The 20630-nt window shown below is 40.9% G+C and carries 14 protein-coding genes; 5 read left to right on the forward strand and 9 right to left on the reverse strand.

All coding sequences use genetic code 11. The annotated features are described in order from the left end of the window. Window positions 1–114: 114 nt before the first annotated feature. From hsdR to AU255_RS16820, 6 genes are all read right to left on the reverse strand, one after another. Entirely contained in the window at window positions 115–2547 is a 2433-nt protein-coding gene (gene hsdR / locus AU255_RS16795; protein WP_080524044.1) for an EcoAI/FtnUII family type I restriction enzme subunit R, read from the reverse strand. A gap of 101 nt (window positions 2548–2648) precedes the next feature. Beyond that, window positions 2649–3266, reverse strand: coding sequence for an IS630 family transposase (locus AU255_RS16800; RefSeq protein ID WP_332889048.1), 618 nt, complete (start codon window positions 3264–3266; stop codon window positions 2649–2651). Further along, the gene (locus AU255_RS16805) at window positions 3229–3600 is read right to left on the reverse strand and encodes a helix-turn-helix domain-containing protein (RefSeq protein ID WP_158083035.1); all 372 of its coding nucleotides are present in this window, start codon (window positions 3598–3600) and stop codon (window positions 3229–3231) included. The genes AU255_RS16800 and AU255_RS16805 overlap by 38 nt, the downstream gene beginning before the upstream one ends. Window positions 3601–4168: 568 nt before the next feature. Beyond that, entirely contained in the window at window positions 4169–4642 is a 474-nt protein-coding gene (gene ssb / locus AU255_RS16810) for a single-stranded DNA-binding protein (RefSeq protein WP_080524045.1), read from the reverse strand. A 221-nt stretch (window positions 4643–4863) separates the two neighbouring features. Beyond that, entirely contained in the window at window positions 4864–5823 is a 960-nt protein-coding gene (locus AU255_RS16815; protein WP_233144719.1) for a YncE family protein, read from the reverse strand. 150 nt (window positions 5824–5973) lie between these two features. Then, a complete protein-coding gene (locus AU255_RS16820) occupies window positions 5974–6573 on the reverse strand; it encodes an SRPBCC family protein (RefSeq protein ID WP_080524047.1) in 600 nt (199 codons plus the stop codon). Window positions 6574–6806: 233 nt separating this feature from the next. Between AU255_RS16820 and AU255_RS16825 the strand changes: the two genes are divergently transcribed. The 5 genes from AU255_RS16825 (at window position 6807) to trxB (ending at window position 16015) form a co-directional block, all read left to right on the forward strand. Next, window positions 6807–8363, forward strand: a complete 1557-nt coding sequence (locus AU255_RS16825) for a lytic transglycosylase (RefSeq protein ID WP_080524048.1) — start codon at window positions 6807–6809, stop codon at window positions 8361–8363. A gap of 644 nt (window positions 8364–9007) precedes the next feature. Next, window positions 9008–10402 (forward strand): efflux transporter outer membrane subunit, encoded by a 1395-nt coding sequence (locus tag AU255_RS16830; protein WP_080524049.1) that lies wholly within the window; start codon window positions 9008–9010, stop codon window positions 10400–10402. Continuing rightward, a complete protein-coding gene (locus tag AU255_RS16835) occupies window positions 10395–11582 on the forward strand; it encodes an efflux RND transporter periplasmic adaptor subunit (protein ID WP_080524050.1) in 1188 nt (395 codons plus the stop codon). Before AU255_RS16830 ends, AU255_RS16835 begins: the two co-directional genes overlap by 8 nt. A gap of 5 nt (window positions 11583–11587) precedes the next feature. Beyond that, complete coding sequence (locus AU255_RS16840) at window positions 11588–14710, forward strand: efflux RND transporter permease subunit (RefSeq protein WP_080524051.1); 3123 nt, start codon at window positions 11588–11590, stop codon at window positions 14708–14710. A 345-nt stretch (window positions 14711–15055) separates the two neighbouring features. After that, window positions 15056–16015, forward strand: a complete 960-nt coding sequence (gene trxB / locus AU255_RS16845; protein ID WP_080524052.1) for a thioredoxin-disulfide reductase — start codon at window positions 15056–15058, stop codon at window positions 16013–16015. 251 nt (window positions 16016–16266) lie between these two features. On the opposite strand, the gene AU255_RS16850 is transcribed toward trxB, so the two are convergent. From AU255_RS16850 to AU255_RS16860, 3 genes are all read right to left on the reverse strand, one after another. Continuing rightward, the gene (locus AU255_RS16850; RefSeq protein ID WP_080524053.1) at window positions 16267–16779 is read right to left on the reverse strand and encodes a GreA/GreB family elongation factor; all 513 of its coding nucleotides are present in this window, start codon (window positions 16777–16779) and stop codon (window positions 16267–16269) included. Between the two features lie 1578 nt (window positions 16780–18357). Further along, window positions 18358–18501 (reverse strand): hypothetical protein, encoded by a 144-nt coding sequence (locus AU255_RS20185; RefSeq protein ID WP_158083160.1) that lies wholly within the window; start codon window positions 18499–18501, stop codon window positions 18358–18360. Between the two features lie 597 nt (window positions 18502–19098). Continuing rightward, a complete protein-coding gene (locus AU255_RS16860; protein ID WP_080524055.1) occupies window positions 19099–20613 on the reverse strand; it encodes a hypothetical protein in 1515 nt (504 codons plus the stop codon). Window positions 20614–20630 lie beyond the last annotated feature (17 nt).

A 20630-nucleotide genomic window follows, 5' to 3' on the forward strand; every position in this document is an offset into this window, starting at 1 on the left:
GATAGAAAAAAGGCTTGTTTTTACCATGAAGTGCATGACGGACTTGAAGTTAAAAAAATCTTATCGCCTTTCACTTCATTATCTTCATGTCCTTCATGGTGATAAAACAATTTATTAGCTGGCTTTATCTGAATAAAGTTCAGTTTCTAGCTCACTAATGGCGGCATTATATTTTTGTGCGCCGCCAAAGGCTTTTTTAGCTATTTCTAAGGGACGGCCAAAAGGAATAATGATATTGGCTTTTAAGGCATCTTTGCCTTCAATGGCTTTGACGCCTTCATCCGCATAGCCGTCTAATAAAGCGTTTAAGACTTTCTGGGCGATTTCTGAATAGTGGCTAAAGTAATGTCTTTTTTTAACATTATTGGCACGTTCTTGTCGGGTTAAGGGCGGTTGATCAAAGACAATATGACAAATTAAATCAAAAGGGTCTAAATCTTTACTTACATCTTGTTCTAGGGCTTCCCAGATAACGCCTTCCGCCGCGAGTTCATCAATGATCACTTGTTTGCGGTCGGCCTCTTGCCATTTGCGGGTGAAATCGTCGAGTGAGGCAAATTGTTTTTTAATGGTATTGCGGGTGTAATCTTTAAAGGATTCGGTAACCAGTTTGCCGTCGGTATCGTAATATTGCACGCGTTCGGCTATTTTCTTGACCGTCACACCGGCCACATGGAATTTAATATAAGGGGTTGATTCGTCTTCACCCCATTTTTCAGCTGATTCGCCCGAGCCAAAGTCCGTGCCGTCAGCCGGTTTATAGTCAGACTCTGGGTCATTGATTTTGGGCTGATCTTCTTCTGAGCTTTTCTCATTAGTACCGTTAAGCTCATCGATAAAGTCGGAATTGTCTTCATCAATAATAACTTCTGGCTTGGTCACGAGGATTTTTTCAGGGATACCGTCAAAGTTTTTATCCGCGAATAATTCGGTGGCTTTTTTAAAATCTAAAATGGTAAACCATAATTTATTATATCTATCGTCTATGCGTGTACCTCGACCAATAATTTGTTTAAACTTGGTCATGGATTGAATATTTTGATCCAGCACCACGAGTTTGCAGGTTTTAGCATCCACGCCGGTGCTCATTAACTCAGAGGTGGTGACAATGACGGGATAGGCTTTTTTAGGATTAATAAAGTTATCCAGCTGGGCTTTGCCGATTTCATCATCGCCCGTGATTTTCATCACATATTTATCATTTTTGGCGACTTGCTCAGGATTTAAGTTAATCAGTGCGCGACGCATACGGTCTGCATGGTTGATGTCGTTACAAAAGACAATGGTTTTAGCCATCGGATCGGTCCGTTTTAAATAACTGGTAATAGTTTGTGCGACCAATTGGGTGCGCTCATCGATTACTAAGTTACGATCAAAATCTTTTTGGTTAAAGATACGGTCATTAATCAACTCGCCGTTTTTATCCCTCTGACCTTTGGTAGGCCGCCAGCCTTGTAGATCAATATCAATATCGACTCGAATCACTTTATATGGCGCTAAGAAACCATCTTCAATGCCTTCCTTTAAGGAATAGGTGTAAATGGGGTCGCCAAAATAATCCGTATTCGATATGTCTTTGGTTTCTTTTGGCGTAGCCGTTAAACCTATTTGCGTGGCAGCACTAAAGTATTCCAGAATTTCACGCCAGGCACTGTCTTCAGCCGCACTGCCGCGATGACACTCGTCAATAATAATTAAATCAAAGAAGTTTTTATCGACTTGTTTATAGGCTTTCTGATTCTCTTCAGGACCGGTTAAGGCTTGATATAGTGCAAGATGTATCTCGAAAGCGGGATCGACCGTGCGACCCGTGACTTTGGTCATTGCTGTGCCGAAGGGTTCAAAGTCATTAATACGGGTTTGATCGACTAATATATTTCTATCGGCTAAAAATAAAATGCGTTTTTTCTGATGCGCTTTCCATAAACGCCAAATAATTTGAAACGCGGTGTAGGTTTTTCCCGTGCCGGTCGCCATCACCAAGAGCATGCGGTTTTTACCTTCCGAGACCGCTTCAATGGTTTTATTAATAGCTTTTAATTGATAATAGCGCGGTGTTTTGCCACTGCCATCATCATGATAGGATTGAGTGATTAATGGCAGCTGAGCGGCGGTGTAGCCACGATAAGCGCAATACTTTAACCAGAGCTGTTCGGGGGTAGGAAAGTCGGCGAGTTGAATTTCTGTTTCGAGTTGCGTGGTATTGGTTTTATCATGAAAAATGAAACCATCACCGTTGGAGGCGAAGATAAAAGGAACTTCCAGTAAGCGCGCATAATCCATGCCTTGCTGCATGCCTTTGCCAATCTCATGTTTATTGGCTTTCGCTTCAATCACCGCCAGCGGTAGGTTAGGTTTATGGTAGAGGACAATATCCGCCGACTTTACTGTTTTACGTATGCCCAGCTGCCCGCGTACGATAACTTTACCATCACGCAATTTAACCTCCTGGCGGATCTGCGTCATCAAATCCCAGCCTGCTTTTTGAATTGCCGGCATGATGAATTTACTGATGATGTCCGTTTCGCTAAGCTTTTTTTTGTCCATGTGGGTATTCCTTTACTTTGATGGGTTTTGTTGTTTATAAAAATAACTCGCGGGTTGTGCTGCTAAATTATGACAGATATTTAAAATATTACATATCCCACTTAAATAGCGAACTTCATTGAGTGATTAACAAAGCTTTGAGCATTATCTGTACTGATGCATTTCAACCCTTCGGCATAAGCTTGATATAACGCTTCAACGGTTCGTGGTCTTTGTTTGCGTAAGTACTGTTTAATTTTATTCCATGCTAATTCAATCGGGTTAAGGTCAGGTGAGTAAGGCGGTAGGTAAATAAGCTTTGCTCCTGTCTTTTGAATAAGATCCTTAATTTCATCTACTTTATGAACTGAGGCATTATCCATCACAACATAGTCACCTTCAGCGAGTAAGGGGCAAAGAAAATGCTTCAAAAAGTAGAGGAATACAAGTCCTGTCATGGTTCCTTCAAAATTTAAGGCGGTTTTCATACCGGCTGATGTCATTGCCCCGACCATACTTATACGCTGCCCTTTAGCAACCGGCGCTTCATCATAAACACGCTGATCTGACGGTGCTCGCCCATAAAGAGGTGAGAGATTCAGTCCTGCGCCCATTTCATCAAGAAAAATGAGCTTATCGAGCGATATATCGGCGATTTCAGTGCAATAGTCTATTTTTAGCTTTTTAGTTCGGTCACAATATTTAGCTGGATCGTACGGACTTTTTTTTATATCGAATATTCATACGCTTAAGAGCTCTATCCATTGAACTTTTCCCCATGCTAATACCAAAGTGTTCAGCATATCGGTCACAAAGATCATTTAGTGTCAAATCAGGCTTTTTTATTAGCCATTCTTTTATCTCAAGAGCACCCGCTTCATCTACTTTTGGTGCAACATGCCCGCCTACTTTTTTGGCTGCAATCATGCCAGTTTCCTGGTAATGTTGCCATAAGGTATAAACAAAAGAATAAGAAACAGCGAAACGTTTAGCTATATCAGGTTTACTTTGTTTGTCTATCTCAATAGCATTGAGCACTTTTTTTCGAATATCGACTGAGTAAGGGGCTGGCACAAAAATATGATTGATAACGGAGAACTGGGAAAGCTATAGTACATTAAAATTCAATTCATTAATACGGGAAATGTAATAAAAAGGAAATATACGGTAGCCGTTTGAGAAAACTCAATTTCCTTCCGTAAAAATTCGGTCTATTTTTTGTATTGACTCAAACTCGATCTGACGATTTTAAGATTAGTTATAAACAAACTTTGGAATAACTGGGGGAGGACAGAGTAAACTTAAATTATTTACTTTTTCCTTCCGCCAACCAACAGGTCTCCACATTTTTTTGCTGTCATCCTCCGCTCTGTTAAGCTCTCAATTTCTGCTATAAACCGTTCATCTCTGGTCACCATACATTGGTTTGTCTCAATTCGAATCTCTTCCAATAATTGTCTTTCGATTGGATATTAAAAAAATTCACGGTAATTTTCTTCTTGCACCAGGCAGGATTTAAACCGACCTTCCCAAAGCGTCCCCGTTCGCTTGCTCAACTGAATATTTTCATGTAACCATAAAAAAGCCCTGCAAAAACAGAGCTTTTAAGTTATATATTCAACACTTTCTATTTATGCATTAATCAAAACGGAATATCATCATCAAAGTCTTCATAGGCCGCAGGTGGTGGTGAATTAGGTGTGGATTGCGGCTGCGCAGGTGCAGGCTTGTGAGCCGGCGCTTTAGCATTACTCGGAGCAGAATTTGCTAACGGCGCTGTACCACCCGAACGGCTACCCAGCATATTCATTTCTGTCGCAATGATTTCTGTTGTATATCTGTCATGTCCCTCTTTATCAGTCCATTTACGTGTTTGCAAACGCCCTTCTATATAGACCTGACTGCCTTTGCGTAAATATTCACCAACGATTTCAGCCAGACGATTAAAGAAAACCACGCGATGCCATTCAGTATTTTCTTTTCGCTCACCTGATTGTTTGTCTTTCCAGCGAAAGGTCGTTGCTAAAGTAATATTAGCCACTGCGCCCCCAGTAGGCATATAACGCACCTCTGGGTCAGCGCCTAAATTTCCTATTAAAGTTACTTTATTAAGCATTGATTACTCCACAAAAATTGAATAATTGAATAGTTTATCATTAATAAATTGATTCCTGATTGACTGACTGGATTAGCAAAATTGAAACATCGATAAAATAAGATATATTTTATATAACAGTGAGGTGGCGCATTTTTTGAATAATGTGCGCTACCGGCGGGCTAAAGTCGCGCCCTGCTTCTGTGCGGGTTAATTGGTTAGAACTCAAATAATGACGCGTATTAATGACTAATAAAATCACCAAATGCGCGACTCCCATCGCCTGTAGTGATGGTTTCGACTACGTTTAATGTTTGTGCGTCAATAACAGAAACAGTGCCATCAAACCAGTTTGCCACATAAACATGACGGTCATCGACATGTGTACTGATGCCTTCAGGTTTCTCGCCTACTTTAATTTGTTTAATTTCTTTGAGTGTCGTTGTATCAATAACCGAAACACTATTGTCATCCTGATTGGTGACAAACAATAGTTTTTCATTCGAGGCTAATGCCAAAGCATAGGGTCTTCCACCTACTTTAACGCGAGCTATGCGCTTTAGATTTTTTGCATTCAGTACCGAGACATCATTGCTTTCTACATTTGCACTATATAGACGCTCGCCCTTTTTATCCAGGCTGACACCAAAAGGATGGGTACCAACTTTAGTGGTATTTCTCGTTCTTAATGTCACTAAATCAATTTGCGATAATGTGTCATCCATACGATTAGCAACATATAGCCAACGACTATCAGGGCTGATAACCAGACCTGATGGCGATTTACCGACCTTTAGTTTTTTGACTAATTTCAGACTGGCGCTATTAAATATTGAAACACTATTTTCATACCAGTTGGCAACAAAAATACGTTGCCCATCTGGACTAACTGCGATACCTACTGATGCACCGCCCACCTGGACGTGACTTGTTTGTTGCAGGCTTTTGGCATCCAGTACAACAAAGCCATTACCTTCCGGAGTACTAATATAAACCTGATCAGTTTGGTGATTCACTGCTACACCGACAGGTTTACCCTGAACAGTAATAGATTTAATGACTTGATTGGATTTTAATTCAATAACCGCTACGTTATTGTCTAACTGGTTAGTGATAAAGGCATAAGGCTGTGCTAAAAGACCGTTGCTATTAACAAGCAATAAGATAAGAAATGAAGCTCGAGTCATTCGTTTGAATAGCATATTTTAATACTGACTAATGATTAGTAAATATTTACAGGCTAAGGAAATGTAGGGTGTGACTTTAACACGCTTATAGCATATTGCGAATATATTGGCAGGTTAAAGCTAGGCCCTACAGTGACCTTACTCTGCTTTCAAGACAATAAAGAATTATCTTTTCATTTCAAATGTAATTTCAGTAGGCAATGTATTTGGCTCAAACGTATGTAACAAGCTAGTTAAACCTGCTTTTAATACAGCTGTCACTTGCTCATCCGCAGTTTCTTCATTTAATTCTTCAGGTGGGTTATTGTTCATATAACCACGGTAATAAGTCGCTACCCATGTTACGACTGATCCGCTACCTTTGCTGCTGACTGTCAGTTTTCCCTGATAGTTATCAACTGCAAGTACCGGTACATCTTCTTCCTGACCAGCGTGCTGAATCGTCTTCACAACACTCATATCAGTAATTTTATAAGTGTATGACATTTTCTTTGCATCATAATTTTTTAAAAATTCTGTAATTGTGCCACCATCTGCCAATGTTAGAATACGTGTCGCACCTTTTTCATTGCCTCCAGTTCCTTCGGTACTTTTAATGCCAGGGTGCCATGACATATCATCAAAATTTTTGATTACGTCCCATACTTTATCTGCTGGTGCATCAATTTCCACTGTAGCCGTCATTTTTCCTCTAACAGGGCCATGAGCATAAGAAACTGCGCTAAATAAAAACAAGAAAAATGCGAGTATAGAAATTTTTTTCATATTTAATCCTAATTTGTAATAACGTAAAAACAAGACGCTTATTATAAGGTAATTTATTGAATGCTAAAATTAAAAATAGCTACTCACTTCATTAACTAATAGAAAATAACTGTTTTGAACCACTTTAAAGCACCCTTATGATTTTTTTTGCATGCATTCTTTGTATGAAAATTCTATAGAATACAGTACAATCCGAGCTGATTATAAATTAAAGTCTGACTATCAATTTTATTATGCAAAAATTTAATAGACGATTCTCCGTTGTGTTTTTTTCAACCCTGGTTTTTGTGCAGGGTTGTAGTGTTAAAAATTCACATCGGGTAGAAAATATTGAACAAAATGAGCCTATTAATGAGCTAGCACGTAAATCCGGGGTTAAAAGACCCTCCGTATCAAAAAAAGCAAAAAAAGCAAAAAAGAACTTTGCCCAGTCTAATGACAGCTGGCAATATCTGATATCAATGTTTGCCATTCCAGACGTTGATGATGCCCTGATCGAAAAGCAAGTAGACTGGTATTTAGCTCACCCCAAATATATTGAAACCATTCAAAAACGGGCAGAACCCTATATATACAATATTATTAAACAGGTAGAAGAAAAAGGCTTACCCGGTGAAATTGCCTTACTACCAGCTGTTGAAAGTGGCTTTAAAGCGCATGCTTATTCACGGGCAAGCGCTTCAGGTTTATGGCAGTTTATGCCGGCTACAGGCAAGTTTTATGGTCTGGATCAAAACTGGTGGTACGATGGCCGTCGCGATGTCTATGCTTCCACAGACGCTGCAACAACTTATTTACAAGAACTAGGCGAAACTTTTGATAATGATTGGCTACTTGCCCTCGCTTCCTACAATGCCGGAGTAGGAACTGTAAGCAGATCGGTCAAACGAAATGCCGCAAAGAATGAAGAAACTGACTTCTGGTCATTAGACTTACCCAGAGAAACTAAAAATTACGTCCCCCGTCTACTGGCACTGGCTAAAATCTTCGCAAATGCTGAATATTATGGCGTTAACTTAAAAACTCAAACGCATAAACCGGCCTTTATGGCAGTCAATATAGGCTCTCAACTTGAACTGTCAAAAGCCGCTCAGTTATCTAATACGACAGTAGAGGAGTTATTTCATTTAAACCCGGGTCTTAGCCGAGGTTACACACCTCCGCAGGGACCACACCGTTTATTGATTCCCGTTGAAAATGTCGAGCTGTTTAAAAAGAATTTGGCTGCACTACCTGTAAATGAGCGGGTACACTGGCAAAGACATAAGGTTAAAGCTGGTGAAAATCTGGCTGCGATTGCGCGACACTATAATACACAGGTAACAGCTATTCGCGAAGTCAATCAATTGGATAATAATAATATCCTTGCGGGTAACCATCTGCTTATTCCAGTCTCACGCAAGCAAACTGCTCAAAACCCGTTTACGCAAGTCAAGCAAAAAACAGGTACTTATAAAAAGTCTGTCTATACAGTAAAAGCAGGCGACAGCCTATGGGGTATTGCCAAAAAACTGGGACTACTTAGCAAAGACATTGCACAATGGAACCATATTGAACTTGATAATACCTTGTCCTTAGGACAAAGTTTAGTTATCAAACAACCCACGAACAATGCACGGCATTCTACACACAATACTGCAGTGAAGTACACTGTTCGCAGTGGTGATTCTTTATATGCTATCTCCGAGAAATTTAAAGTAAGTGTGGCAGAATTACGCAAATGGAATACTACTGCACTAGGCAAATATTTAAAGCCCGGACAAACGCTGACTATAAAATTTGATGGCTAACCAGCCATCTACGTAACTCCCCGTTAAATCCAGTATCTTCTTTATAAAAAAAATGTGTGGCACAGCATCGTAAAATCCATATTTTACTGGATTGACTCGTTGACCGTGTCATATTGTACAGCAAGGACCTTTTATAATCCCTTGCTTAGCCCATCAAAAGCAGAATCAATACTCAAGCCTTCAGCTAACAGGTAGTCACCTGACATGGAGGATAGTTCGAAATCATCGTCAATTATAAGCATGTACGTCATAAGCCTGTAATGTGTAATTTTTATAACTGAATTTTGGTATAGATACATTCATTATTCTGATGTCTTTACAAATCTTTACAAATCTTTACCCAGTTCTGACCCAACGTTACAGTCGTTTCATGCATAATTTCAATCAAGGCAGCAATGATTGTTGCTTTATTAAATTAAACTACATTAAATTCAGAACACCTGATCCCATTATTTATATTCAGTGAGTTACCTGTTTAGTTATAATTTTATCATGAGACTCATTTTTTGTAGGCTGGGCAAAAGAGGGTACGAATAAAACATGCCCTGGTATCACAATATTCTCCTTGAGATCAGGTTCTCTGCTACTGATTCATCTTTATCGTTTTTTAACCCTTACAATCAATATAGCCATACTCTCCATTGATGAATATAAAATACTTCCTGACTTGTAGTATATTAATTCTTGTTCAAGCTTGCGCAGTACCGATTGAAGAAATTCCTACCCCGGTAGCTGTGCCTGAAAAGTTCTCGCAAGCTGGTATTGCTTCCTTACAGCAACATTGGTGGCTGGGGTTTAACGACCCTCAGCTCAACCAGCTTATCGAGCTGGCACTAAATAATAATTTTAATTTAATATCCACCTTTAATCGCCTTGAACAAGCCGAAGCTATCGCTATCAAAAGCAGTGCCGATCTTATTCCCAGCATCAGTGCTGCCTTCGGAGGCACTCAGACCTATTCCAGCGTCAGTGATAATAGCCATTTTGCATTGGGCCTGAATACCAGTTATGAAGTCGATTTATGGGGCCGTTTACGTGCCAATAAACATGCTGCAGAGCTGGATGTCCGTGTGGCACAAGAAAATTTGAATACTGCCGCGATTTCCTTATCATCAGAAGTGGCCATTGCCTGGTATCGATTAATTGGGCAGCGTAGCCAGTTACATCTACTCAAACAACAGATCAAAACCAATCAGGATAATGTGGACATCACAAAATCCCGTTTTGCAGGTGGACAGGCGACTGCCGCTGACCTGTTTCAACAGCAACAAACATTACAGGCGACCATTGGCGACCAAAATGATGTACTGGCTACGATTCAAGTACTGGAAAATCAATTAGCAATTTTAACGGGTAATACCCCTGGTATGTTTACTATCAGTGATAATCAGAAATTTCCTGATTTACCTCCACAACCCCTGACGGGACTAGGCAGCGAACTTATTCAACGCCGTCCTGACTTACGCCAGGCCTATTATCGTGTACAAGCAGCTGATCAGCGTATAGCATCGGCCATTGCCGACCGTTTCCCTAAGTTAAGTCTATCCGCCAGTATTGATACGACAGCGCCTAATTTACAGTCTTTATTTAATAACTGGATTGCAACTTTGGCAGGCAACCTGATATTACCTATTGTAGATGGTGGTCGACGTGTTGCAGAAGTAGAGAGAAATAAGGCCGCAGCCGCTGAGTCTCTGAATATTTATGCCACAACCATCCTACAAGCCATTAAAGAAGTCGAAGACTCCTTGGCTTTAGAGTACCAGCAGCATCAACTGATTGAAAGTCTGAATATACAATACAGTTTTGCGACAAAAGCAAACGAACAGATACGTTTGCGTTATATGTATGGAGCCATGGATTTTTTACGTGTATTAACCACTCAAGTTAATCTGCAAACATTAGAGCGTAGTCGTATATCTGCCCAGCGCCAACTGATAGAATACCGCATCCAGCTATACCGCTCGTTGGCAGGGAGCTGGCCATTGCCTGATTATCAGGATACGGTAATAAATAATAGGGAAGAAAAAGATGGCTAAACGCCTTTTACGCTGGATGTCTGCAATATTAATTCTTGGCCTTGCACTAGGCTTGTCTTATTACTGGCTAAGTAACAAACCCAAAGCTAAACGTAGCACAGCACAGCTGGTAGCGCCTCTCGTTAACACTCTACAAGTCAATAAAATTGATTACCCCACCACAATCTCTGCAACGGGCAGTGTTATTCCAGCACAAACAGTAAATTTAACATCGCGTATTAATGGTATGGTCATCTCAGTCAGCCCAAATTTTGTCCCTGGCGGCTTTTTAGCCAAAGGAGAACAAATTGTTCAGTTAGATCCAACCGATTACGAACTAGCCATTAAACTAAAGGAAAATGAACTGGCAAAAGCCCAATTTAATTTGACACTGGAACTCGGGCAACAGGCAATTGCCAAACGCGAATATAAATTGCTTAATGCTGATTTAGATCAACAAAGCCAGAACCTGGTCTTGCGTAAACCCCATCTGGCTCTGGCAAAAACAGCCATCACTGCCGCAGAAGCAGCTTTGACACAATCACGCCTGGATTTACAGCGCACTAAAACCGTCAGTCCTTTTAATGCTGTTGTACTGGAAACTAATGCTCATATTGGTTCCTGGGTTTCTACCTTTTCCACAGGTACGCCACTCATCAAGCTAGCGGGTTCTGATAATTTCTGGATATTAGCAACGCTGTCTGTAGATAAACTAAACAAAATCAATATTCCTAATATTAATGCCGAAACTGGTTCAGAAGTTAAAATATACTTTCCTTCCGCCTGGGGAAAACAAACCTATCGAACAGGTACAATAAAGCGACTAAAGGTTGAGCTAGAAGCCTCAGGCCGGATGGCTGAATTAATTATCGAAATACAAGACCCGCTATCTCTACTTGAAGAAAATAAGGGGCAGCCAACTTTAATTTTAGGTGCATTCGTGCATCTGGAGATTGCCGGCCATACACTTAAAAATGTTTTAGCAATCCCCGAAACGGTCATTCATAGTGGCGAGAATATATGGTTAGTCACTGACAAGAACACGCTAGACATCAAAAAAATCACACCTGTCTGGCAGGAGCAGGGGCAGGTTTTTATTCATGCTGACCAGCTCCCGGAAAATGCCAGAATAATATCCAGCAGTCTCAGTACGCCTGTGCAAAACATGAACTTGCGCATCCAGACCAGCGAGCAGGAGTAAACACAATGGATATTAACAGACAAGGCCCCATTAGCTGGATGGCAACGCACGCTGTTGCAGCTAACCTGGTAATGCTTGGATTTCTGCTCGGTGGATTTTTATTTCTAAACACCATGAAGCAGGAAGTCTTTCCTGACTTTATCACCGATAGTGTCAGCATTAATGTTGTCTATACCGGCGCGGATCCAGAGGAAATAGAACGTAGTATTATTCTGGTGATTGAAGATGCTATCTCTGGAGTAGAGGGCATAGATGAAATCAGTTCCTCAGCAAAAGAAGGTATTGGCTCGGTCATTGTTGAAGCCCTGAGTGATGCAGACATATATCTGCTGGCGCAGGAAATACAAAAGGAAGTAGACCGTATTACTACCTTTCCAGAGGAGGCGGAAGAGCCGCAAATTAATGTCATGGCGAGTAAGCGAAAAACCGTATCTCTGGTTATCTATGGCGAGACTAAAGAACAGGTTTTACATGAATTAGCTGAAAATTTCCGTGACCAACTTTTACAAGCGGATAATATTACTCAGATTGAACTCGAGGGTGTTCGGCCATTAGAAATCAATATTGAAGTTTCTCAGGAAAATTTACAACGCTATAATCTTTCCCTGTCCGATATTGCGCAACGTATCCGGAACACCAGCCTTGATTTACCGGGAGGCAGCGTTAAAACCGATGCAGGCGAAATTTTAATCCGTATGCAAGAACGCAGGAACACCGGGCAGGATTTTGCACAAATACCTATTATTACCACTGAATCAGGTACTAACATCCTGTTAGGCGACATTGCAACTATCACTGATGGCTATGAAGATACGGACTATTCTGCCCGATATAACGGCTATCCCGCCATTATGTTGCAAGTCTATCGAGTGGGCAATCAAACACCGATAAGTATTGCCGATACCGTTAAACAACAAATTGAAATTAGCAAAAGCACACTGCCGACGGGTATCTATGCTGATATACGCTATGATGCTTCCGAAGCCTACTCACAACGGGTAGATTTATTATTGCGTAATAGTGCTTTAGGCTTGACACTGGTGTTTATTACCCTGGCTTTGTTTCTGGAAATCCGTCTGGCATTTTGGGTAATGGCCGGTATTCCCATTGCCTTTATGGGATCTTTTATACTCCTGCCCGCGCTTGGGGTTTCGCTGAACATGATCTCCCTGTTTGCTTTTATTATTGCCCTGGGGATAGTCGTCGATGATGCCATTATTATTGGTGAAAATGTCTATCATTATCGCCAGGAAGGCTACCCGCGTCTGGCGGCTGCGATTAAAGGTGCTCAGGAGATGGCTGTGCCAGTCACTTTCAGTATCCTGACCAATATTGCGACCTTTATGCCTTTGTTTTTTATGCCCGGGGTGATGGGTAAAATTTTTGTCATGATTCCCACTGTGGTGATTCTGGTATTTTTACTCTCATTAGTGGAAAGCTTGTTTATTTTACCCAATCACTTAGCACATTTAAGCGATAAACCACGTATCGGCTTGCAACTCTGGTTACATGAAAAACAGCAAATATTTAGCCATGCTTTTCGTAACTGGGTAAAGTATCGCTACGGCGGTTTTCTTGATTTCACCTTAAATCATCGCTATTTAACGGTGATTACAGCTTTTTCTATTCTTATTGCAACGCTCTCTTATGCTTCCAGTGGACGCATGGGACTCTCCATGTTTCCTAAAGCGGAATCTGATTACGCTCAGGCGCAAATAAGCTTACCTTTTGGCTCACCCGTTGAAAAAACTCAGGCTGTCGTAGATCACTTAATCAAGTCAGCACACGCCAGTATCAGTCATGTAGACCATGGCGAGCAATTAATCCGGGGAATATTTGCCGAAGTAGGTAAAGACGGTAGTCACAAGGCTATTGTACGCACTTATCTCGCAGAACCAGAGATTCGCGATAAAATAATGAGCACGGATCAATTTAGTGAGCAATGGCGCGCAACATCGGGCGAAATAGCGGGCATAGAAAGTCTTATCTTTGAATCAGACTCAGGCGGACCCGGATCGGGCTCAGCCATTACCATAGAATTAACCCACCGTGATGTTGCTGTTTTAGAGCAGGCAAGCATTGATTTAGCAAACGCATTAGGTGCGTATCCTATGGCAAAAGATATTGCTAATAGCATGAGCCTGGGCAAACAGCAATTAGACTTTACTTTGCTCGAAGATGGAGAAAGCCTCGGATTAACACCACTTTCAGTTGCCAGACAAGTACGTAACGCTTTTTATGGTGCTGAAGTATTACGCCAGCAACGCGGGCGCAATGAAATAAAAGTTATGCTACGCCTGCCTGAAAATGAACGGGTATCAATCCAGAGCATGTATGACTTTTTAGTCTGGACTGACAAAGGGGTTGCTATACCTTTAAATGAAATTGTCCAGATACAAAAAGGACATGCTTTTACCGAAATTAAACGACGTAACGGCCGACGTAATGTGCAAGTCACGGCAAATGTATCCCCCAGAAGCCAATCGGTAGAAATTATTAATGACTTAAAAGCCAACGTATTGCCTGCACTCACAGAGCAATACCCGGGATTACAATATAGTTTTCAAGGTCGGCAAGCAGATATGGCGGATAGCATCGGTAGTTTAAAATTAAGCTTTATATTTTCCGTGCTCGCCATCTATGCCCTGCTGGCAATTCCTTTCAAGAGCTATATCTTGCCTATAATCGTGATTACCAGCATTCCTTTTGGTATCATTGGCGCAATATACGGCCATATCATTATGGGCTATAACTTGAGTATAATAAGCCTGCTCGGAATCGTTGCCCTGTCAGGCATCGTGGTAAATGATTCATTAGTATTAATCAGCCAGGCCGTACATCTTGAACACGAAACCGACCTTACGCCTCAAGAGATAATTAAAACCGCGGGCATTCAGCGTTTTCGACCCATTATATTAACCACTCTGACTACCTTTTTTGGTTTAGCGCCAATGATATTAGAAACATCGCGCCAGGCACGCATGCTAATCCCAATGGCTGTCTCTATCGGTTTTGGAATTTTATTTGCAACTTTGATTACTTTAATACTTATTCCTTCCTTATACTTAGTGGTCAATGACTGCAAACGCTACTGGAAATCATTATTTGCCCAAATTAATGCCCTTTAACCTAGAAACCGCAGTTGACCGCTATAAAACATTATAAGTGACTGAATATAAAATATAATGATCATAAATGCTTGCCACCTGTTGGGTGACTATACCCCGCTTCACAATTTTATGGATAAATCTAAGCACGAAATACTGCGTTACAGCTCTTGCCAAGGGCTACGGCCATTGCCTGCGAGCAGTGCCTTATCTTTCACACGCAGATTTTCCACAAAATCCGTACTCAACTGAGGTTTCCAGGTTTAACCAGGCCTGCTTCAAATCCAATATCAGCCTTTACGCCCCACTTAATTCCAAGCATAATGCATAACAATTTACTACCTACTATTAACAAGGAAACAACAAATGAGTGACTCAAAACACTGCCGCCTACTAATTCTAGGATCTGGCCCTGCCGGCTACACGGCAGCCGTTTATGCAGCAAGAGCAAATCTTAAGCCGGTAATGGTAACAGGTCTGCAACAAGGCGGACAATTAACCACCACCACTGACGTAGACAACTGGCCCGGTGATGATGAAGGTGTGCAAGGCCCGGAGCTTATGGAAAGAATGCGTAAGCATGCTGAACGCTTTGATACAGAAATTATTTTTGACCATATCCATACCGCTGAATTATCCCAGCGTCCTTTGAAATTAACCGGTGATGCAGGTAGTTATACTTGCGATGCTTTAATTATCGCAACCGGTGCATCTGCGATGTACCTGGGATTGGATTCAGAAACAGCCTATGCAGGCAAAGGCGTTTCAGCCTGCGCCACTTGCGATGGATTCTTTTACAGAAACAAGCCTGTTGCCGTTATTGGCGGTGGAAATACCGCCGTAGAAGAAGCCTTATACCTAGCCAATATTGCCTCTAAAGTGACGGTTATCCATCGCCGCGACAAATTCCGTTCAGAAAAAATTCTTTCCGACAAACTGATAGAAAAAGCAAAAACAGGCAATGTCGAGATCGAATGGAACCACACCCTGGAAGAAGTTCTGGGCGATGATATGGGCGTAACCGGTATGCGCATCAAAAGTACACTAGATGGCAGTAGCAAAGATGTCGATTTACACGGCGTATTTATCGCCATCGGCCACCGTCCGAATACCGAGATATTCAAAGGCCAGCTGGATATGGATGATCATGGCTATATCCGCGTAAAAAGCGGCATAGAAGGTAACGCCACAGCAACCAGCATACCCGGAATATTTGCCGCAGGTGATGTCATGGATTCGGTGTATAAACAAGCCGTTACTTCTGCCGGTGCAGGCTGTATGTCAGCACTGGATGTAGAAAAGTACCTGGATGATTTAGACGCTTAAATTGTGATATTGGCTCGCATTTTGATAGACCGCGCTCCGCGACTGCCATTAAGTTAAGAATGTTGACATAGGTTGTGCTGACGATAGGAAGCGCATCAAGCCTCAAAAGATGCGCTTCGTGCCTCAGCACATCCTATAAAAACTTGTGTCTTAACTTAATGACCTCGTGGGAAGGCTCAGCGTTCCATGACGCCGAGCGTTAGAACAAGTTAAAGTGTGAATAAAATTTTAAGCAAGCACCTATAAATGCCTCAATCAGCAATAAATTCAGCGCCATATTGAATATCAATAACTGTATAACGGGTCTCCTGAAACTCATTACGAATAAGCACGTGATCATCAAAAGTTTTTTTTAACAAGGCTTGTGCTAATGGGGAGTCGAGACTGATATAACGCTTATCCATTTCAAACTCATCGGCACCGACTATGCGATATAGTACCTCTTCCTCCTTATCATTTTCCAGCAGCACCCAGGCAGAAAAAAAGATTCGCTCCTGATCGGCTGGCATAGCGGAAATAATATTCAAAGAGGACATACGTTTTTGTAAAAAATGAATACGCCCATCGATACCTCGCAGCTCTTTTTTACGGTAGATATACTCAGCATTTTCAGATCGATCGCCTTCGGCTGCTGCAGCTGATAAGGCAGAAACAACGCCTTTACGCTTCAACCATAAATCTTTTAATTCATGCTCTAAACGCTGGTAGCCAGCGGGTGTAATATATGGCGATGATTTAGGTCGGGGGGCTTTCCAGCGGGACATATAGGAGATTAAATAGCTTAGAAATGTGTATCAAACAAATTGAGAGAAAGTAACTAGCCCCGTAACTAGGTAACTAGAAGGTAACTTGGGTTAGGTCACGAATTGTGAATTTTCGTACTTGATCACTATAACACCTACAGTGCCAGGATGTAATTTAAAATGATCCGCAATTTTTCTTTGACTATATGCTCTTAATATAGGCCGTAACAATCGCTGTATTCTGTCCATACTCTGCTTTTCTATTTGTGACAGAGTCTTTGCCATTGAACGTTTGTTACTTCTTGGGAATACTCCAATCATATTCGTTCTTCTTCTCGATTCTATTTTACATTTTAGACACAAAGTTTTCATCACAGATGAATTTTTGCCCATAACAAGTTTAGGACTCTTCAATCTAGAAACCGCAGTTGACCGCTATAAAACATTACCTGATTACGTACAACTCACAACCATATTAAAAAAATTTTAAATATCAGTATGTTAATAGTCTCGTCATTCCCGAAGTCTACCCAGTCAAGCGTGGGCACAAGCTTTATCGGAAATCTTTGCTTACCCCACTAGATTCCTGCTAAAAGCGTGCAGGAATGACAAATATAGCTGAGAGTTATGGGTAATCAGGAAACATTATAAGTGACTGAATATAAAATATAATAATCGTAAGTGCTTGCCACCAGTTGAGTGACTATGCTCCACTTCACGGTCTTGTGGATAAATCGAGGTGGGGGCATTTAGTATTTAGCTGCATTGTAAAAACATGAATACATTTATTTATTGACTTTCAATAAATAAAGATGTAGTTTTAATTTCGATTGGGAGATTACATTTTGGCGTAGTTGCATATATTGCCCAATATGATGGACGTTATCGGTAAAGGCTTGTTTTGATTGTAGCACGCGCTGTCTACCTAATCATCGCCAATGTATTTTAAGGCGAATTGCGATTATTGGAAAAGAATCTACCTGCTTGCAGTATATTTTATTCAAGACGCGATAGTAGGCGTAAGTAAACTATACAACAGAAGTAGTAGAATGTAAGCAAGGAGGTATATTCCTTAACAGCGACCGCTCAAACTTGTCATAGCGGACTAACACCGCACTGCTAGTGCGGATGGTTTCGCAAATTAATGGGGAATATTATGTTTATTAATACAAAACTGGGCGCATTTTTATTTTTTTGCGTCTACATCATCAGCATGCCGCTACTCTCGGAAACAATAAATTCGAAGAATGGGAACTTTTGGAAGGAAATCGCGAACAATAGAGCTCTCCCGCCGGGTGATTGCCCACCGGGCTTCAGGCCAGCAACACAACCATTAAATCCGGCACTTGGATGCCTACCAAACAATTTCTATATTGAGCCAGACCCTAATGGTAGGTTACCTGATATACCCGATGGAGACTGCCCAGAAGGTTGGCTGCCGGTAACTCCTCCGCTCAATCCGATACTTATTTGTCTACCGGGTGAGCTTGCACCACCGACAACCCCAGAAGGGCTTCAGGACGGAGATCGTTGGTGGTGGCCTAACCGTCGTCACTCCATGTGTCCAAATGCCTGGGTTCCCGTTACCAAACGAGACAATCAAGAGGCTCTTATCTGTTTGCCTAAGAGAATCGCCGATTCATTGCCTGCCAAAGGACCGGAGGGAGGATGCCCTCCTGGATGGGATCCAGTTACGCCACCGCTGAATCCGGTTTTGGGCTGCCTTCCTAATACAGTAGTCATGCCGCAGGATCCTGATTTTTAGGTAATATACAAGAAACAACGCCGAGCGTTTTTCATAATCGCTCGGCGTTCAGTCAATTTGATCTAAGAAATTTTATCCTGGAAGTAAGTAACTGGAAGGCAAAGTAAACTTAGAAACGTGCATGAAATAACTTAAACAAGTTAAAAATCTGTAGCGCCCATCAAGCTACCCCAGATAGACTGATGGCTGTACTATATAAAGATGGGCACGAAAAAAATCTTTGCCCATCCTACAAGTTGCTCATATTATTTCGTGCATATTCCTTAAATTATTTAGTTACTAAACTTAGAAACGTGCATAAAATAACTTAAACAAATTAAAAATCTGTAGGATGGGCAAAGCAATAGCGTGCCCCTCAAGCTACTTGTTCAATGCTTACCTATTAGCTGTGTTGAGTCCGTCAAAATAATCGTAAGTTGTCAGATCAAATTAAAATTAATTTGTTAATTAGTCTGATTAAGCTTGAACAAATATATTTACAATAATTTAAAGGAGATGCATTGACCATTAACGTTCACTACAGCATTTGCAATTAGCTACATCAACCCACCTAAGCTTTTTGTGATATATAAAACTTATTTTTTTTTCTTACCAAACAGTTTTTTAAATGTACCGGGCATTTTAAAATTAGATGACCCATAGTCGGGATCAACATGAACTTCTTCTACCTCAGGCGCTTTAAAATCGTCAGCAATAAAAGTTTCAATTTGTTGTTGTTCTGCCTCAGGCACTTTAAAGGCTTCAGCAGTAAATACTTCAATCTTTTGCTCTGGCTCTGGAGCTCTATGATCTTCGGCAATATTTACTTTAGTCTTTTGCTCCGGTTCAGTTTTAGCACCTGACTTTTTAGCTTTTCCCAGTAGGCTCTTAAATTTTCCAGATACACTTGCTGATGCTGCTTGAGTTGTATTTGCGTCAGGCGCCTTTAAAGAGTTTGCCGCCAATGCCTCACTGATGTTCTCTGGTTTAGTTTTGGTATCTGACTTTTTAACTTTGCCCAGTAAACTTTTAAATTTTCCTGTCACATTAGAGCTTGTTTTAGCATCAGCCGACTGATTAATTTCAGCTTGCTGAGTCACATTTTCTTTAACTGTACTAAAAGTAGGCTCAGCTATATTCAACAAGTCTTGTATCATAGGATCCTGTTGGCTTACAGGCTCTATTTCTGCTTCAGCCAGCGGCTTAGTTAAATGAGCAACATCCTGCTCATTCTTTTCTTTTTGCTCAATCAAATCTTCTGGTTCAGTAGCTGGCTCTGGTTCAAAATTTTTGGAGTTCAGTTGATCAATGGCGCTAAATTCAACAATCTGTTGCTGAGCAATATTTTCTGGCTTTTGATCTTCCTGCGGAACACTTTGTTCTGGTGCAGGTTGAGATTGCGATTCCACGTCAAGCGCTGCTGAACGATTTTGCACAGTCTCAATGAGCTGAGTGAAATCCAGTTGATGTTTTTCCAGAGTATTGCTTAACTGTTGCTGAACTTCTTTTTGCTGCTCCTGCAGGACATGCTTTTGCACTTCTATTGCCTGCTCTAACTGAGCAAACTGTTTAATTTGCTTATCCAATGAATTTTGCAGATTACTAATTAAGGTATCTTTTTCATTCGCTTTAGCATTCTCTTGTTGCGCTACACTCAAACGGTCACTTAATTGCTGAATAATATTATCTTGTTGTTGCCAGATAAATTCATCTTTCATGTCCTTATCTGAATCAACAAGTTGCTCACTTAAATCAAATTTTCCGGCTATGAATTTAAGATTTTCGACTATTTTATGATTGCGCTGCGCGAGTTTATCCTGAATTTCTGCGATTAAATGCTGATCTTTTTCCATTTGTTCAGCATCAGTCGCCTGCTTTTCTTTCTGTTGCTGTAATTGTTGCTCTGCGGCTGTTACTTTACCTTGTAATTCAAGATTCAATTTTTCCGCAGCTTTTTGTTTCTTATTTAAAAATAGAATTTTAAAATTGTATATTAAGGCTACAAATAACCAGACGACTAAAACTAATACTCCGACAAATACTGGATTATCTAAAGTAAGCGAATACCAGTCAGCAAGAAGTTGTTCTATTTCAGGTAAGTTTGTTGGCATAAGCTTAATTTCTCAAG

The sequence above is a fragment of the Methyloprofundus sedimenti genome (assembly GCF_002072955.1).
GTDB lineage: Bacteria > Pseudomonadota > Gammaproteobacteria > Methylococcales > Methylomonadaceae > Methyloprofundus > Methyloprofundus sedimenti.

What these genes read in the sequence shown, in the direction of transcription:
- hsdR (WP_080524044.1), bottom strand. Translation starts at nt 2,547, where the DNA reads ATGGACAAAAAAAAGCTTAGCGAAACGGACATCATCAGTAAATTCATC.
- ssb (WP_080524045.1), bottom strand. Translation starts at nt 4,642, where the DNA reads ATGCTTAATAAAGTAACTTTAATAGGAAATTTAGGCGCTGACCCAGAG.
- AU255_RS16815 (WP_233144719.1), bottom strand. Translation starts at nt 5,823, where the DNA reads ATGCTATTCAAACGAATGACTCGAGCTTCATTTCTTATCTTATTGCTT.
- AU255_RS16820 (WP_080524047.1), bottom strand. Translation starts at nt 6,573, where the DNA reads ATGAAAAAAATTTCTATACTCGCATTTTTCTTGTTTTTATTTAGCGCA.
- AU255_RS16825 (WP_080524048.1), top strand. Translation starts at nt 6,807, where the DNA reads ATGCAAAAATTTAATAGACGATTCTCCGTTGTGTTTTTTTCAACCCTG.
- AU255_RS16830 (WP_080524049.1), top strand. Translation starts at nt 9,008, where the DNA reads ATGAATATAAAATACTTCCTGACTTGTAGTATATTAATTCTTGTTCAA.
- AU255_RS16835 (WP_080524050.1), top strand. Translation starts at nt 10,395, where the DNA reads ATGGCTAAACGCCTTTTACGCTGGATGTCTGCAATATTAATTCTTGGC.
- AU255_RS16840 (WP_080524051.1), top strand. Translation starts at nt 11,588, where the DNA reads ATGGATATTAACAGACAAGGCCCCATTAGCTGGATGGCAACGCACGCT.
- trxB (WP_080524052.1), top strand. Translation starts at nt 15,056, where the DNA reads ATGAGTGACTCAAAACACTGCCGCCTACTAATTCTAGGATCTGGCCCT.
- AU255_RS16850 (WP_080524053.1), bottom strand. Translation starts at nt 16,779, where the DNA reads ATGTCCCGCTGGAAAGCCCCCCGACCTAAATCATCGCCATATATTACA.
- AU255_RS20185 (WP_158083160.1), bottom strand. Translation starts at nt 18,501, where the DNA reads ATGACTACTGTATTAGGAAGGCAGCCCAAAACCGGATTCAGCGGTGGC.
- AU255_RS16860 (WP_080524055.1), bottom strand. Translation starts at nt 20,613, where the DNA reads ATGCCAACAAACTTACCTGAAATAGAACAACTTCTTGCTGACTGGTAT.